Below are 15,998 nucleotides of genomic sequence, written 5' to 3'. Positions count from 1 at the left end.
CACCGCCCCCTGCATTGAAGATCGAGGTTGAACGATGAGTACTGCTTCGGACGCCACCAAATCCGGCAAGCTGCGGCTGGGCGGCAGCAACCTCTGGCTGTTCCTGCTGCTGGCATCGATGATCCTGTTCGGCGTCAACACCGGCGTCGCCACCTGGCAGGGCAGCCGCCTGGCCGACGCCGGCTCCAAGGCCGCCGACCTGCAGGTACTGTCGCAGCAGCTGGCCAACCAGGGCCGTGACGCGGTGGGCGGCAACGCACAGGCGTTCACCGCCTTCAAGGCGACCCGCAACGCGATCGAACAGAACGTGTCGACCCTGCAGGGGCGCTACGGCAAGGAGCCGGGTGTGTCTGGCGCGATCACCACGCTGGGTGAAACCTGGGCGCCGCTGGGCAAGCAGGCCGGGCAGCTGGTCGCCAGCGAGCCCGCGGTGCTGGCGCTGGCCGGCAACGCCAACAACTTCACCGGCGCGGTGCCGGGCCTGCAGGCCCAGCTGAACGAGCTGGTGCGCGCGATGTCAGCCTCGGGTGCGCCGTCGTCGCAGGTGTACAGCGCACTGCAGCAGGTCGTGGTGGCCGGCTCGATGGCCCGCCGCGTGACCGAAATGCGCGCCGGCGGCAGCGCCGCGGCGACCTCCGGCGACGCGCTGGCACGCGACATCACCGTGTTCTCGCAGGTGCTCGACGGCCTGCGCAACGGCAACGAAGAACTGGGCATCACCGCCGTGCGCGGTGCCGCCGCCGTCGCCGCGCTGGAGCAGTCGCAGCAGAAGTGGGAAGCGATGAAGCAGGACGCCGACGCGATCCTGGCCAGCTCGCGCCAGCTGTTCGCCGCGCAGTCGGCGGCCACCGCGCTGGGCCAGGGTTCGGCGCACATGCTGGACGATAGCCGCAAGCTGTTCGAGGCGTTCTCCTCGTTCGGTTCGGTGTCCGATACCCGCCTGTTCCCGAATTTCTGGATCGGCGTGGTGTCCGGTGCGCTGTCGCTGATCGCGATCATCGGCTTTGTCTCCACCAACGTGCGCAGCCGCTCGCGCGAGCAGGAACTGCGTTACCAGACCCAGGTGGAATTCAACAGCCGCAACCAGCAGGCCATCATGCGGCTGCTGGACGAAATTTCCTCGCTCGGTGAGGGTGACCTGACGGTGAAGGCCTCGGTGACCGAGGACATGACGGGCGCGATCGCGGACGCAATCAATTACGCGGTCGACGAGCTGCGCCACCTGGTGACCACCATCAACGACACCTCGGCCAAGGTTGCGGTGTCCACCCAGGAAACCCAGGCCACCGCCATGCAGCTGGCAGAGGCGGCGGGCCACCAGGCCAACCAGATCACCTCGGCGTCGGACCGCATCGGCGAAATCGCGGCGAGCATCGAGCAGGTGTCGCGCAACTCGGCCGAATCGGCCGACGTGGCACAGCGCTCGGTGGTGATCGCCGCCGAGGGTGCCGGCGTGGTGCGCGAGACCATCCAGGGCATGGACCAGATCCGCGACCAGATCCAGGAAACCTCCAAGCGCATCAAGCGCCTGGGCGAGTCGTCGCAGGAAATCGGCTCGATCGTGGAACTGATCAACGACATTTCCGAGCAGACCAACATCCTGGCGTTGAACGCGGCGGTGCAGGCGGCTTCGGCCGGTGAAGCGGGTCGCGGTTTCGCGGTCGTGGCCGACGAAGTGCAGCGCCTGGCAGAACGCACCTCGGGTGCGACCCGACGCATCGAGAACCTGGTGCAGGCCATTCAGGCCGATACCAACGAAGCGGTCACCTCGATGGAACAGACCACCGCCGAAGTGGTGTCCGGTGCACGCCTGGCCGAGGACGCCGGCACCGCGCTGACCGAAATCGAGCGCGTGTCCAATGCACTGAACACCCTCATCAAGAACATCTCCATCGCCGCCCAGCAGCAGTCGGCCGCGGCCTCGGACATCACCCGCACCATGGGCGTGATCCGGCAGATCACCGGCCAGACCTCGCAGGGTGCCGGGCAGACCGCCGAATCGATCGGCCACCTCGCGCAACTGGCGGCCGACCTGCGTCGTTCGGTCGCCGACTTCAAGCTGCCGGCGTGACGCGGGCAGGGCGGCGAGCAAGGAACCAGTCGATGAAGCATTTCCATTCCCCACGCCAGAACTCGCGCGGCTTCCGCGCGGCGGCGAACGGAGCGCGTCCATGAGCAGTCTGCGCGATGCGATGAGCCACGCAGCGCTGGGCTGGGTCAAGCCCGAGCTGGACGAGACCCTGCGCCAGGTGCGCAACGAGGTCGAGTACTACGCGGAAGACCCGACCGATGCCAGCCGCATGCGCATCTGCGCCGGCTACCTGCACCAGGTGCAGGGCACCCTGCGCATGGTCGAGCTGTACGCGCCGGCGATGGTGGCCGAGGAGCTTGAACAGCTGGCCCATGCCATCGGCGCCGGTGGCGTGGCGGACCGGGATGAAGCCTGCGCGACCCTGATGCGCGGCAGCGTGCTGCTGCCCGACTACCTGGAGCGCCTGCAGAACGGTCATCGCGACATTCCGATCGTGTTGATGCCGTTGCTCAACGAGATCCGCGCCGCGCGTGGCGAGGAAGGCGTGCATGACAGCGTGCTGCTGGCGTTCGCGCCGGACAGCGTCACCGCCACCGAAGCCGAGCTGGACCATGCGCGTGGCAGTCTGAGCGGGCGCAACCGCGAACTGCTCGACACCGTTGGCAGCGCGGTGAAGGAAGAACTGCTGCGCATCAAGGACGCACTGGACCTGCACCTGCGTACCGGCGGTGCGCCGGAACAGCTGCAGACCCAGGCCAATGAACTGGGCGCGGTGGCCGATACGCTGGGCATGATGGGCCTGGGCGTGGCCCGCGGCGTGGTCGTGCAGCAGCGTGATGCACTGCGTGGCGTGGTCGAAGGCCGCCAGCAGATCGATGAGAACCTGCTGCTGGATATCGCCGGTGCGCTGCTCTACGTGGATGCCTCGCTGGATGACCAGGTCGCCCATCTGGGCGCCGGCGGCAGTGGCGAGGACGATCCGAGCGCAGTGGAGAACCGGCGCACGGTAGAGGTACTGGCCCATGAGGCCATCGCCAACTTCGCCGCCGCCCGCGAGCATTTCGTCGCGTTCATCGAAACCGGCTGGCACCACGCCGAGCTGCAGGACGTGCCGCGCCTGCTGGGCGACGTCTCCGGCGCGCTGCGCATGCTCGACCTGGGTACCGCTGCCGACTACCTGCGCGGTGTGCAGCAGTACATCGAGGCCGAGCTGATTGGCCGCCAGCGCGTGCCGAGCGGCCGCCAGCTGGACACCCTGGCCGACGCCATGGCCAGCCTGGAGTACTACCTGGAAGCCCTGCGCGACCGTCGTCCGGGCCGCGAGGACATCCTCGACATCACCCGCAGCAGCCTCGAGGCGCTGCGCTACTGGCCGCTGCCGGACCGCGATGCGGGCGAGCCGGCACTGTTTGCGCCGCAGGCCATCGAGCGTGAGCCGGTTTCGCTGCTGGCCACGGCACTGCAGCCGGAGCACATCGAGATCCCGGTACAGTCGGCGGCACCGGCACCCGGTGAGGTGCCGGTACCGCTGCCGGACTTCACCTTCGATCCGCCACCGGCCACGCCTTCGCCGGCGACGGTCGACAACAGCCTGATGTTCGGTGGGCTGGGATCCGACGCCTCCGCGCCGCTGTCGCTGCATGACGAGGCGGATGCACCGCTGGTCTTTGCTGCTTCCAGTGCACCGGCGCCCGAGGTCCCGCAATGGGATCTGGCACCGTTCCATCCGGAGGCCGATCCGCTCGCACCAGCGGACGATGAGCGCAGCCCGACGTTTGCCAGCTTCGATCCGGTCAGTTTCGAACAGGTCGATGCAGGGCAGGGGGCCGCCACGCAGTGGACGCTGCCGGAGGCGACGCTGCCGGTGCAGTCCAGTGCAACGGCTGGCCTGGACGTCGAAGACGCCGCCGACGCGACGCTGTCCATCGAGACCGGCACGCATGCCGCACCGGTGTTCGACCCGGTGGCCGCCGAGCATGATGCGGTTTCTGCAAGCGACGACGTGGTGTTCCGTTTCGACGCCGACTCGCTGGATAACGCCGACGATGTGCTCTCGCTGCACGCGATGGAAACGTTGTCGCTGGACGACGCTGCCGGGCTGCATCCGTTGCTGGAGAGCGTCGATGCCACCGCCCCTGTGGTGGTGGAAGAGAACCCTGTTGCCGCAGAACCGGACATCACCCCTGTGGATGTGCCGGTGGAAGCGCCCGCGTCGCTTGCCGATGCGCCGGCAGCGGCGGTGTCGGTGATCGACATCGACACCATCGCGCCGATTGATTTCAGCGAAGCTGACGCGCAGTTCTTTGCCGAGCTGAGCGCTGCGGCCGCGGACTTCAATCCGCAGGCGACCCCAACGCCGGCCGATGCGCAAGCGCCGGTCGCCGTGGGCGACGCGGAAGGTACAGAAGCCGGCTTCGAGGCGGGCTTCGACGACGATGCCGAGAACATCGACGAGGACATCCGCGAGGTGTTCCTGGAAGAGTTCGACGACGAACTGGCCAACCTCGGTACGTTACTGCCGGCATGGCGCATGCAGCCGGACAACATGGACCGTCTGCGTCCTATCCGCCGCATCTTCCACACGCTCAAGGGCAGTGGCCGACTGGTCGGTGCACGCACCCTGGGTGAATTCGCGTGGAAGATCGAGGGCATGCTCAACCGCGTGCTCGACGGCAGCCGCCCGGCGACGCCAGCCGTGCTGGCCATGGTCGACAACGCGCATGCCGCGCTGCCGCAGCTGAACGCCGCACTGCGCCATGGCCAGCGGATCAGCGTGGACCTGCAGGCGATGCAGGCCATTGCCGATCGCGTCGGCGCGGGTGAGGAAACCTATTACGTACCGCTGCCGGTCGCGGCGGCTCCCGCCGCACCGGTGGTCGAAGTCGATGGCGAGGACGAGATCAGCCGCATCCTCGAAGCCGAAGCAATGGCGTCGGTGGAGGCTGAAGCCGATGCGGACCCGGCGCCCGAAGCACTGGGCACGCCGGCCAACATCGACAGCGTACTGCGCGAGATCCTGGAAGCCGAAGTGGAAGTCCACCAGGCGACCCTGCAGGACTGGCTGCGCTCGGCGCAGCAGGCGCCGCAGCCGGTCAGCGACGCGCTGCTGCGCGCGGTGCACACCATGAACGGCGCCTTCGCGATGACCGAAGTGCCGGAAATCACTGCCGTTACCGGCGGTGCCGAGTCCTACATCAAGCGTGCGCTGGCCGCGGACGTGGTGCCGGGCGACGAGGGCGTGGCTGCACTGGATGCGACCGCGCAGGCGATCACCGCGACCATGGAAGCGCTGCAGGCCGAACAGCCGCGCATCACCCCGCAGGAAGCGCTGGTGCAGCGCCTGCAGGCGCTGGCCGGTGAACTGCCGGAAGCGCGCTGGCCGATGGTCGGGCTGGAGGACGACGACGAGGATCTGGCGCTGGAGGCCGGGGAGACTGGTCCTGCGTTCGAAGCTGCTGCGCCCGGGATCGAACCTGCCGGGCCCGAGCTGGAACCGCTTGCCGCCGATGCGCAGGCCGCCGGGACCGCGGGCGCGATCGGCACAGGCCTCGATGTCGGCGAATTGACCGGCAGCGATGATCTGTCGCGATACTTCGATGCCGGATGGCCATTGGTACCGGGTGAAGGCGAAGCCATCGCCGAGGACATCGGATCGATTGAATCGATCCAGCCCGTCGAGAGCGAGCCGGTTGTTGCGACGACCGACGTGGACGCCGCAGCGACGCCGGTCGCGGAGGCCGATCTGACCGCCGCGGACGACCTGTCGCCCTACCTCGACGCCCGCGCGCTGCCGGTGGATGACCGCGACGCCGATGAGATGCCGGTGTCCGTGGAGGTTGACGCAATCGACCTGAATACGTCGATGTCCGCTGGCCTGGGCGATGCCGACGCCAGCCTCGACGACGACGCTGCTGCACTGCCACTCGACAGCGAGCTGTCGAGCCTGCAGGATGAAATGGCTGCGCCGGGTTTTGCAGAACCGGTCACGCTGGCAGCCGCGCTCGAGGCCGGCCTGCACGTGATCGATGAAGAGCAGACCCTGGACGACGACGGGCAATGGCCCGTGCTCGGCCTCCAGGCCAGCGAACTCGCGCCGGGCGAGGCGGAAGCCTTTGCCGAGGATGCGGACGTCGGCGGGGAGGCGGCGGTCGGCGAAGGAGAGAGCGCCGATCAGCCGTCCCCGGCGACGGTGAATGAGGTGAGCGCGACCGAAGCACTGCAGGCCTCCGCCGAGCCGGTGCGGTTCTTCGAACTGGAAGATGCACCGGGGCAGGGCGAGGTCCAGGCCGATGTCGAGGCCGGCGCCGTGGCGCGTTCCCCGCTCCACGAAGAAGCCTCCGCTCTGGAAGACAACGCGGACGGCGCCGATGCGCTCGATTTCAGTGTTTATGACCGCGAGCTGGTCGACATCTTCGTCGAGGAAGGCAAGGATCTGCTTGACCACTGCGACGGCCTGATCAGCGAACTGCGCGATGCGCCGCAGGATCGAGAGGTACTGGCCGGCCTGCAGCGTGACCTGCACACCCTGAAGGGTGGCGCACGCATGGCCGGCATCAATGCCATCGGCGATCTGGGCCACAGCATCGAATCCCTGCTGGAAGCCGTGGCGGCCGGTCGCACCGAGATCGAACGCCGCGACGTGCAGCTGCTGGAGCGCGGCTTCGACCGTCTGCACCAGCTGCTCACGCGCACCGGTGCCCACCGCGTGGTGGAGCCCGCACAGGATCTGGTGGAGGCCTTCGAGGTCCGCACCACCACCGATATCGCGGCGGCCGCTGTGGCCGCGCGTGCGGCCAGCGAGGCCGAGGCTGTGCCGGCACAGGCTGAGGGCCCGCTGGCGTCGCCGGCCGATGCCCCGCTGTCGGCACCGCTGCCGGCCGAAGGCGTGGCCGACGAAGACCCGTCGGCCCGTCCGCAGCAGGAACAGGTGCGCGTGCGCGCCGACCTGCTCGACCGCCTGGTCAACCACGCCGGTGAAGTGGCGATCTACCGTTCGCGCCTGGAACAGCAGCTCGGCGCCTTCCGTGGCGCCATGGGCGAACTGGAGCGCACCAATGCGCGTCTTCGCGACCAGCTGCGCCGCCTCGACCTGGAAACCGAGGCGCAGATCGTCGCCCGCTACCAGCGCGAGCAGGACCAGGCTGACCAGAAGTTCGATCCGCTGGAACTGGACCGTTTCTCCACCCTGCAGCAGCTCAGCCGTGCGCTGAACGAGTCCGCTGCCGACCTTGGCGGCCTGCAGGGCGTGCTGGACGATCTGTCGCGCCAGTACGATTCGCTGTTGCAGCAGCAGTCGCGCGTCAGCTCGGAACTGCAGGACGGCCTGATGCGTGCGCGCATGGTGCCGTTCGATGGCCTGGTGCCGCGCCTGCGCCGCGTGGTCCGCCAATCCGGCATGGATACCGGCAAGCAGGTCCACCTGACCCTGGAAGGCACTCACGGCGAACTGGACCGCAACGTCCTCGATCGCATGGTCGCGCCGCTGGAGCACATGCTGCGCAACTCCGTGGCCCATGGCCTGGAAGCGCCGGAACAGCGCCGCGCCGCTGGCAAGCCGGAGGAGGGCGAGATCGCCATCCGCCTGCACCGCGAAGGCTCGGAGATCGTGCTGGAAGTGGCTGACGACGGTGCCGGCCTGGACCGCGAAGCGATCCGCCGCCGCGCCATCGACCGTGGCCTGCTGGCCGCCGATGCGCAGCCGAACGAGCAGGAACTGGACAACCTGATCTTCGCCTCCGGTTTCACCACCGCCGACCAGGTCAGCCAGCTGGCAGGCCGCGGCGTGGGCATGGACGTGGTGCGCAACGAAGTGCGCCAGCTGGGTGGTTCGGTCGACATCCAGTCGGTGCGTGGCCAGGGCGTGCGCTTCACCCTGCGCCTGCCGCAGACGCTGGCCGTCACCCAGGCGGTGTTCGTGCAGATCGGCGAAACCACCTTTGCGGTGCCGGTCGCCTCGGTCAGTGGCATCGGCCGCCTGTCGCGCGAGCGTTTCGAAGCGGCCGACAGCAGCTATCGCTACAGCGGCGAGGACTATCCGCTGTACGACCTCGGCAGCCTGGTCGGGCAGGCTCCGGCGCGTGCCGATGGCCAGGACCAGGTGCCGCTGCTGCTGGTCCGTGCGGGTGACCTGCGTGCCGCCGTGGCGATCGACCAGGTGCTGGGCAACCGCGAAATCGTGGTCAAGCCGGTCGGCCTGCAGATCGCTTCGGTGCCGGGCATCTATGGCGCCACCATCACCGGCGATGGCCGCGTGGTGGTGATCCTGGACGTGGCACCGCTGGTGCGCCGCTTCCTCGCCAACCCGACGCTGCCGGTGCTGGCCAACGCCCCGCGCCAGGAGCGCCAGGTGCCGCTGGTGATGGTGGTGGACGACTCGCTGACCATGCGCAAGGTCACCGGGCGCATCCTCGAACGCCACAACTTCGAGGTCAGTGTCGCCCGCGACGGCGTGGAAGCACTGGAGCGCCTGGAAGAGCGTGTGCCCGACCTGATGCTGCTGGACATCGAGATGCCGCGCATGGATGGCTACGAGCTTGCCACCGCGATGCGTGCCGACCCGCGCTACAAGGACGTGCCGATCGTGATGATCACCTCGCGCAGCGGCGACAAGCACCGCCAGCGTGCCTTCGAGATCGGCGTGCAGCGCTACCTGGGCAAGCCGTACCAGGAGCTGGACCTGATGCGTAACGTGTACGACCTGCTGGGGATCGCCCGTGTCCGTGAGTGAAGCCCAGGCGGCTCCGGCCGTCGCCCTGCTGGCCCGCCCTGGCGCGGCGCGCGAGCGCCTGCGCGAAGCGTTGTCGCACGCCGATGTGCAGCTGGTGCTGGAAGACGACCCGAACGTCCTGGAGCCTCAGCTCCTGCAGGACGCGCGTCCACAGTTCGTGGTGATCGCGCTGGAGGCGGCCATCGAGGATGCTCTGGAACGGCTTGAAGCGGTGCTGTCCGCACCGGGCCTGACCCTGGTCTTCGACGAGGCCGAACTCGCGGCGCGCCGTGATGGTTGGGAGGCACAGCGCTGGGGCCGCCACCTGGCCGCCAAGCTGCACGGTCACCAGCAGGTGCTGCCGCCGGGTGCGGAAGACGAACCCGCCCTGCGGCTGGAACCGGGTCACCCGGCACCGCCGCCGGCACCACGGGAAGACGCGCTTCAGCCGCATCTGGACCAGGCATCGAGCTGGGCGGACGAAGTGCCGGCGGACAGCCTGTATGCGCCACCGGCGCACCTGCACGAACCGATCGCGCTGGAGCAGGCACTGGCCGCGCTGCAGCCGGTCGTGCCGGAGCCGCTGGAGGCAGCGCCGATGCAGCCGGTCGCCACGCCGGCCGCACCGGTTACGCCGCCGGTATCCTTCGACCACACCGCGTGGTCGCTGGTCGATGACGTGGCAGACGTACCCGCGGCCACCGGCCACAGCGCCGCGGTGGAAGCGCCGCTGCCATCCTTCGATACCGATCACCTCAGCCTGGTGGACCTGGACGCTGCGGCGCCTGCGGGCGCACGTGCCGGCTCGCTGCTGGTGCTGGCCGGCATTGGTGGCCCGGACGCGCTGCGCCGCCTGCTCGGCGCGCTGCCGTCGTCGCTGAGCGTACCGGTGCTGGTGCACATGCGCCTGGATGGCGGCCGCTACGGCAACCTGGTCAAGCAGATGGCACGCGTGTCGCCGTTGCCGGTGCAGCTGGCCGAAGCCGGCCAGCGGGCCGTCCCCGGTGAGGTGCACGTGCTGGCCGATGACATCGGCGTAAGCGTGACCGCCGACGGCCTGCATTTCCTAAGCGATGCGCAGGGTATCTCGCTGGCCGCGCTGCCGGCGGAACATACTGCGCTGGTGCTGCTCAGCGGCGCCGACCTGGCCCATGTCGGGCCGGCACTGGACCTTGCCGCAGCCGGTGCCTGGGTGGCCGGCCAGGTGGGCGAGGGCTGCTACGACCCCGCCGCGGCGACGGCCGTGGTGGCTGCCGGCATGGTGGCCGGCGAACCGCAGGACCTGGCGCAGGCGATTGCCGCGCGCTGGGGCGAGCAGGACGACAACGGAGACGCACCATGAGCTATGCCAGCAATGACGAAATCCGCGGAGTCCTGATCCAGGCCGGCAATGAGCGCGTGCTGCTGCCCAATGCCACCGTGGCCGAAATGATGTCGCGGGTGCCGGTGCAGCCGGTCTCCGATGCACCGCGCTGGCTGGTCGGCGAGATCGGCTGGCACGGCTGGCAGGTACCGCTGGTGTCGTTCGCGCGGCTTTCCGGGCTGGGCGAGGAAGCGGTGGGCGGCCACAACAAGGTGGTGGTGCTGAAGGCACTGAGCGGCAACGCGCAGCGCCCGTACTACGCGCTGCTGACGCAGAATTTCCCGCAGTTGATCTCGGTGCCGCGCGATGGCCTGCTGGCCGATGCTTCCGAGGAAACCCTGCCGCAGATCGTGCACATGCGCGTGCTGCTGGGTGAGCAGAGCGCGTTGCTGCCAAACCTGGACGCGCTGGAAGCCGCACTGGATTCGCTGGCGGCCTGATCTACCAAACGGTAGTGCCGGCCGCTGGCCGGCACCGAGCCAAGCATGGCTCGGCTCCACAAGGAAACTGCAATCTGGCGCCGGCCCTGTAGAGCCGAGCCCACGCTCGGCTGCTGCCTTGGACGCGCTGGTCGCGGTAGTGCCGGCCGCTGGCCGGCAACCGCATGATCCCGTGGATGCCGGCCAGCGGCCGGCACTACCACGAACCACCCTTACCCCAGATCGCCCAACCGCGCCTGCAGCGCCGCGATCGCGGCCAGGCCGGCCGTCTCCGTGCGCAGGATGCGCGGGCCGAGTTGCAGGCCCTGGAAGCCTGCTGCTGCCAGCTGATCACGGTCGCGCGGCGACCAGCCGCCTTCCGGGCCGATCGCGATCACGATGCCACCGGCCGGCGCGGCCTCCAGCGTCAACAGGCGATGCGCGCCCAGCGGATCCAGTGTCAGCCGCAACGTATCGGCGGGTAGTACCGCCGCAGCCTGCGCCAGTGACAACGGCGAACCCACCTGCGGAATACGTGCGCGCCCGGACTGGCCGCAGGCCGAGGTCACCACGTTGTTCCAGTGCGCCACGCGCTTCTCCGCGCGCGCGGCATCCAGCTTCACCTCGGTGCGCTCGGCATTCACCGGAACGATGGCGCTCACGCCCAACTCGGTGGCCTTCTGCAGGATCAGGTCCATCTTCTCGCCTCGGGCAATGCCCTGCAGCAGAGTGATCGCCAGCGGCGATTCGTTGTCCACCGGCTGCACCGCATCGATGCGCACCTGCACCTCGCGCTTGCCGGCCGCGGTCAGCGTGGCGCTGTAGTCGTGGCCATCGCCGTTGAACAGCACGCAGGTATCACCCTCGCGCAGGCGCATCACCCGCACCAGATGGTTGGCCGTCTCTTCCGGCAGGGTCAGGGTCTGGCCGCTGTGCAGCGCCAGGTCGATGGGGCAGCGGGTCACGCGCATGCAATCGCCTCGTCAATCGCCGCCAGCGTGGTATGTGCCAGCAGCTCCAGTTGTTCGTCATCCACGCAGTAGGGTGGCATCCAGTACAGCACGTCGCCCAACGGACGCAGCACCACGCCACGCTTCAGCGCGGCCTTGTAGGCGTGCAGGCCCAGTCGCAGCGCCGGGTCGAACGGGGTGCGCTTGTTGCCATCACGCGACAGCTCGAAGTCCACCACCATGCCGGCCTGGCGGACGTCGGCCACGTGCGGATGGTCGCTGAATGGCGCAGCCAGCGTGCCCATCACCGAGGCGATACCACGGTTGCGGGCGATGACATCGTCGTCGCGGAAGATGTCCAGCGTCGCCAGCGCGGCCGCACAGGCCAGCGGGTTGCCGGTGTAGCTGTGCGAATGCAGGAAGGCGCGCTCGCGCGAGTCATCAAGGAAGGCGTCGTACAGTGCCTGCGTGGCCAGTACCGCGGCCAGCGGCAGGAAGCCGCCGGTCAGGCCCTTGGACAGGCACATCAGGTCCGGCATCACACCGGCCTGCTCGCAGGCGAACAGCGTGCCGGTGCGGCCGAAGCCGGTGGCGATCTCGTCGGCGATCATGAATGCGCCGTGCGCATCACACAGTTCGCGCACACGCTGCAGGTAGACCGGGTCATGCATGCGCATGCCGCCGGCGCACTGCAGGCGTGGCTCCAGGACCACCGCGCAGATCTCGCCGGGATGCTGGTCGAACAGGGTGGCCAGGCCATCGGCAGCCTGGCGTGCACGATCAGCGGCACTCTGGCCCGGCTCGGCCAGGTAGGCATCGGGCGAGGGCGCGAACAGGCCTTCGGCCAGCAGCGGTGCGTAGACGCGGCGGTACAACGGGATGTCCGCCATCGCCAGCGCGCCAAGGGTCTCGCCGTGGTAGCCGTTCTCCAGCGCGATGAAACGCGTGCGCCGGGGCTCGCCACGGTTCTGGAAATACTGGAACGCCATCTTCAGCGCGACTTCCACGCCGGCCGAACCGTTGTCGGCGTAGAACACCTTGGCCAGCGGTTCGCGGCCGGGCTGGCGTGGCGCCAGCGCCAGCAGGCGCTCGGCCAGGGTGATCGCCGGCTCGTGGCCGAAGCCCGCCAGCATCACCTGTTCCAGCTGCCCGGCCTGCGCCGCGATGGCGCCGCCGATGCGCGGCTCGGCATGGCCGAACAGATTGGTCCACCAGCTGCTGACGGCGTCCAGGTAGCGGTTGCCGTCGTGGTCGATCAGCCATGCGCCTTCACCACGGGCGATCGGCACCAGCGGCAGGGTATGCGGGTGCTCACGCATCTGCGTGCACGGGTGCCACAGCACCTGCAGGTCGCGTTGCCGCCAGTGCTGGGCCAGCGGGGAGGGGGTTGGGTCTGCTAGCATTTCGGGCTCATGAACATGTTGCTGCCTGCACATTCTATCGGCCCCGGCGCTGGCGCCGGCCGCCGCGGAGATTCCGCATGAACGATGACCGTGCCGGCCGTCGCTTGCCGATCATCCATCGGATCACCGATGAGGAGAACGGCCCCTTCCAGCGCCAGCACCTGGACCTGGAGTTCTCCAACGGCGAACGCCGCCGCTTCGAGCGCCTGGTCAGCCGTGGCCACGGCGCGGTGGTGGTGGTGCCGATGCTGGATGACGAGACCGTGCTGCTGGTACGTGAATACGCCGCCGGCATGCACCGCTACGAGCTGGGCCTGGTCAAGGGCCGGATCGACGCCGGCGAAACCCCCGAGCAGGCCGCCGACCGCGAGCTGAAGGAAGAAGCCGGTTACGGTGCGCGCCGGGTCGACGTGCTGCGCGCAATGACCCTGGCCCCGACCTATATGAGCCATCAGTCGTGGCTGGTGGTGGCACGTGACCTGTATCCGGAAAAGCTGGCCGGTGACGAGCCGGAAGAACTGGAAGTGGTGCCGTGGAAGCTGGCCGAACTGGACCAGCTGATGCTGCGCGAGGACTTCTCCGAGGGACGCTCGCTGGCGGCGCTGTTCATCGCGCGCCAGTGGCTGCAGGGAACGCGATGATCAAACTGACCACGGACCTGCGCGAGACCGCCATCGCCATCGCCCAGGAAGCCGGACAAGCCATCATGCAGGTGTATGCCGATGGCTTCGAGGTGCAGATCAAGGATGACAACAGCCCGGTTACCGCCGCCGACCTGGCCGCCAACCTCGTGATCGAGCAGGGCCTGCAGCAGCTGACTCCGGACCTGCCGATCCTGTCCGAGGAATCGGCGCAGGTGGGGTGGGAGCAGCGGCGCCACTGGGGCGCGTACTGGCTGGTCGATCCGCTCGACGGCACCCGCGAGTTCGTCAAGCGCAATGGCGAGTTCAGCGTCAACATCGCCCTGATCTACCAGGGCGCACCTGCCTTCGGCGTGGTGCTGGCCCCGGTCACCGGCATCGTCTGGCATGCCATGCGTGGCGAGCTGGCCTATCGCCGGCAGGGCCTGCACGACACCGTGCTGCGCACCCGCACGCCGGCCACCGCACCGCTGCGCGTCGCCGCCAGCCGCTCGCACCGCTCACCGGAAACCGAAGCGCTGCTGGCGCGCATGGGCCGCATCGAGACAGTCGCCCAGGGCTCGTCGCTGAAATTCTGCCGGATCGCCGAAGGCGGCCTGGATGTCTACCCGCGGCTGGGCCCGACCTCCGAATGGGATACCGCTGCCGGCCAGTGCGTGTTGCATGCCGCGGGCGGCGCGGTGCTGTCGGCCGCGACCGGCAAGCCTTTCCGTTACAACCGCCGCGAAACCCTGTTGAACGGCGATTTCATTGCCCTTGGTGATACCAGCCTGCCGTGGCGCGACTGGTTGTCCGACTGACCCTGGAGGCCGCATGAGCGCGCACGACACCCCCACCACCGGCAGCGCCGCCTCCGAGGAGCTGGAGCGCCTGCTTGCGATCATGGCGCGCCTGCGCGACCCGCAGGGCGGCTGCCCGTGGGATCTGGAGCAGAACTTCGCAACCATCGCGCCATACACCATCGAGGAAGCCTACGAGGTGGCCGATGCGATCGACCGCGGCGACCTCGACGACCTGTGTGACGAACTGGGCGACCTGTTGCTGCAGGTGGTGTTCCATGCGCGCATGGCCGAAGAGCAGGGCAGCTTCGCCTTCGCAGACGTGGCCCGCGCGATCAGCGACAAGATGCAGCGCCGCCACCCGCACGTGTTCGCCGAGGTCAGCGTCGATGATGCCGACGGGGTGATGCGCAACTGGGAGGCGATCAAGCGCGCCGAGCGCGCCGCCAAGGGCGAGCAGGACACCTCCGCACTGGCCGGCATCTCGCGCGGCCTGCCGGAATGGCAGCGGGCAGTGAAGCTGCAGTCGCGCGCGGCCAAGGTCGGCTTTGACTGGCCGGGCCCGCTCCCGGTGCTGGACAAGGCGGCCGAGGAACTGCAGGAGCTGCGCGAGGAGTTCGAGCGCGGCGACATCGCCGGCAACAAGGCGCGCCTGCAGGAGGAGCTGGGTGACCTGCTGTTCGTCTGCGCCAACCTGGCCCGCCATGCCGACATCGACCTGGGCGCGGCGCTGCGCGCGGCCAACCACAAGTTCGAGCGTCGCTTCCGTGCGATGGAAGCGCAGGCCGACGCGCAGGGGGAAGCGTTGGCTGCGATGGACCTGGATGCGCAGGAAGCGCTGTGGCAGCACGCCAAGGCAGCAGAGAAAGCGTGAAGACACTCGGCCTGTTCCTGCTGACCGCGCTGGCCGAGATCGTCGGCTGCTACCTGCCGTGGCTTTGGCTGCGCAAGGGCGGCAGCATCTGGCTGCTGCTGCCGGCGGCCGCCAGCCTGGCGCTGTTCGCCTGGCTGCTGACCCTGCACCCGACCGCCAGCGGCCGGGTCTATGCGGCCTACGGTGGCGTCTACATCGGCACCGCGCTGTTCTGGCTGTGGCTGGTCGATGGCATCCGCCCCAGTCGCTGGGACATACTGGGTGCGGCGCTGTGCCTGGCCGGCATGGCAGTGATCATGTTCGGGCCGCGCGCCTCATCAGTGTAGAGCCGAGCCATGCTCGGCTGCTCTTCCTTCCGGCCGCGCGGGCGCGCGCAAGCCGAGCATGGCTCGGCTCTGCAAGGGCAGCGCTCCCTTCCCGGAAGGTGCATGATGGGGGCGCCCCTGGTCCCCGGAGCACGCGCATGTCCCGCTTCGCCAGCTTCCGCGAGTTCTATCCGTTCTATCTCAGCGAGCACCGCCACCCGGTGTCGCGCCGCCTGCACTTCATCGGCAGCTGCGGAGTGCTGCTGCTGGTTGCGGCGGCGATCCTGCGCGGGCAAGCCATCCTCGTGCTTGCCGCCCTGTTCTGCGGTTACGGCTTCGCTTGGGTCGGTCATTTCTTTTTCGAGAAGAACCGTCCGGCAACATTCCAGCATCCGCTGTACTCGTTCATGGGCGACTGGGTGATGTTCGCCGACATCCTGCGCCGGCGCGTACCCTGGTAGCGGCCGCCCTGGGGGCCGCCCTCACGCGCTATGCTGGGGCCTGGACGTCATCGATAAGGAAAGCG

The 15,998-nt window shown here is 68.8% G+C and carries 11 protein-coding genes; 9 read left to right on the top strand and 2 right to left on the bottom strand.

Annotated elements, in window-relative coordinates; translation table 11 throughout:
* Nucleotides 1-34 precede the first annotated feature (34 nt).
* The 4 genes from ACZK0Z_RS17530 (at nucleotide 35) to ACZK0Z_RS17515 (ending at nucleotide 10,541) form a co-directional block, all read left to right on the top strand.
* Entirely contained in the window at nucleotides 35-2,071 is a 2,037-nt protein-coding gene (locus ACZK0Z_RS17530) for a methyl-accepting chemotaxis protein (RefSeq protein WP_197633552.1), read from the top strand.
* A gap of 100 nt (nucleotides 2,072-2,171) precedes the next feature.
* Nucleotides 2,172-8,759 (top strand): Hpt domain-containing protein, encoded by a 6,588-nt coding sequence (locus tag ACZK0Z_RS17525; RefSeq protein ID WP_197633553.1) that lies wholly within the window; start codon nucleotides 2,172-2,174, stop codon nucleotides 8,757-8,759.
* Nucleotides 8,746-10,080 carry a chemotaxis protein CheB gene (locus tag ACZK0Z_RS17520; RefSeq protein ID WP_197633554.1) on the top strand — a complete coding sequence of 445 codons (1,335 nt, stop codon included), beginning with the start codon at nucleotides 8,746-8,748 and terminating at the stop codon, nucleotides 10,078-10,080. The genes ACZK0Z_RS17525 and ACZK0Z_RS17520 overlap by 14 nt, the downstream gene beginning before the upstream one ends.
* Nucleotides 10,077-10,541: a chemotaxis protein CheW gene (locus ACZK0Z_RS17515; protein ID WP_005410712.1), complete on the top strand. Its 465-nt coding sequence runs from the start codon at nucleotides 10,077-10,079 to the stop codon at nucleotides 10,539-10,541. The genes ACZK0Z_RS17520 and ACZK0Z_RS17515 overlap by 4 nt, the downstream gene beginning before the upstream one ends.
* Before the next feature lie 212 nt (nucleotides 10,542-10,753).
* Here ACZK0Z_RS17515 and ACZK0Z_RS17510 read toward each other — a convergent pair whose 3' ends face one another.
* On the bottom strand, nucleotides 10,754-11,491 hold the full coding sequence (locus ACZK0Z_RS17510; protein WP_197633555.1) for a 16S rRNA (uracil(1498)-N(3))-methyltransferase: 738 nt from the start codon (nucleotides 11,489-11,491) through the stop codon (nucleotides 10,754-10,756).
* Nucleotides 11,482-12,873, bottom strand: a complete 1,392-nt coding sequence (gene bioA / locus ACZK0Z_RS17505; protein WP_478449207.1) for an adenosylmethionine--8-amino-7-oxononanoate transaminase — start codon at nucleotides 12,871-12,873, stop codon at nucleotides 11,482-11,484. Before bioA ends, ACZK0Z_RS17510 begins: the two co-directional genes overlap by 10 nt.
* Before the next feature lie 77 nt (nucleotides 12,874-12,950).
* On the opposite strand from bioA, the gene nudE reads away from it, so the two are divergent.
* From nudE to ACZK0Z_RS17480, 5 genes are all read left to right on the top strand, one after another.
* Nucleotides 12,951-13,514: an ADP compounds hydrolase NudE gene (gene nudE, locus ACZK0Z_RS17500; protein ID WP_005418435.1), complete on the top strand. Its 564-nt coding sequence runs from the start codon at nucleotides 12,951-12,953 to the stop codon at nucleotides 13,512-13,514.
* Nucleotides 13,511-14,314, top strand: a complete 804-nt coding sequence (cysQ, locus tag ACZK0Z_RS17495; protein ID WP_049431778.1) for a 3'(2'),5'-bisphosphate nucleotidase CysQ — start codon at nucleotides 13,511-13,513, stop codon at nucleotides 14,312-14,314. The genes nudE and cysQ overlap by 4 nt, the downstream gene beginning before the upstream one ends.
* Before the next feature lie 13 nt (nucleotides 14,315-14,327).
* A complete protein-coding gene (gene mazG, locus ACZK0Z_RS17490) occupies nucleotides 14,328-15,167 on the top strand; it encodes a nucleoside triphosphate pyrophosphohydrolase (protein ID WP_197620583.1) in 840 nt (279 codons plus the stop codon).
* Nucleotides 15,164-15,493, top strand: coding sequence for a YnfA family protein (locus ACZK0Z_RS17485; RefSeq protein ID WP_049431769.1), 330 nt, complete (start codon nucleotides 15,164-15,166; stop codon nucleotides 15,491-15,493). Before mazG ends, ACZK0Z_RS17485 begins: the two co-directional genes overlap by 4 nt.
* 137 nt (nucleotides 15,494-15,630) lie before the next feature.
* Complete coding sequence (locus ACZK0Z_RS17480) at nucleotides 15,631-15,933, top strand: Mpo1-like protein (protein ID WP_049431766.1); 303 nt, start codon at nucleotides 15,631-15,633, stop codon at nucleotides 15,931-15,933.
* The last annotated feature ends 65 nt before the right edge of the window (nucleotides 15,934-15,998 follow it).

It is taken from the genome of Stenotrophomonas sp. 116085_Sma, assembly GCF_056479585.1.
This window is presented reverse-complemented; position numbering and strand designations above follow the sequence as displayed.

What these genes read in the sequence shown, in the direction of transcription:
- bioA (WP_478449207.1), bottom strand. Translation starts at nt 12,873, where the DNA reads ATGCTAGCAGACCCAACCCCCTCCCCGCTGGCCCAGCACTGGCGGCAA.
- ACZK0Z_RS17480 (WP_049431766.1), top strand. Translation starts at nt 15,631, where the DNA reads ATGTCCCGCTTCGCCAGCTTCCGCGAGTTCTATCCGTTCTATCTCAGC.
- ACZK0Z_RS17515 (WP_005410712.1), top strand. Translation starts at nt 10,077, where the DNA reads ATGAGCTATGCCAGCAATGACGAAATCCGCGGAGTCCTGATCCAGGCC.
- ACZK0Z_RS17530 (WP_197633552.1), top strand. Translation starts at nt 35, where the DNA reads ATGAGTACTGCTTCGGACGCCACCAAATCCGGCAAGCTGCGGCTGGGC.
- ACZK0Z_RS17510 (WP_197633555.1), bottom strand. Translation starts at nt 11,491, where the DNA reads ATGCGCGTGACCCGCTGCCCCATCGACCTGGCGCTGCACAGCGGCCAG.
- mazG (WP_197620583.1), top strand. Translation starts at nt 14,328, where the DNA reads ATGAGCGCGCACGACACCCCCACCACCGGCAGCGCCGCCTCCGAGGAG.
- nudE (WP_005418435.1), top strand. Translation starts at nt 12,951, where the DNA reads ATGAACGATGACCGTGCCGGCCGTCGCTTGCCGATCATCCATCGGATC.
- cysQ (WP_049431778.1), top strand. Translation starts at nt 13,511, where the DNA reads ATGATCAAACTGACCACGGACCTGCGCGAGACCGCCATCGCCATCGCC.
- ACZK0Z_RS17525 (WP_197633553.1), top strand. Translation starts at nt 2,172, where the DNA reads ATGAGCAGTCTGCGCGATGCGATGAGCCACGCAGCGCTGGGCTGGGTC.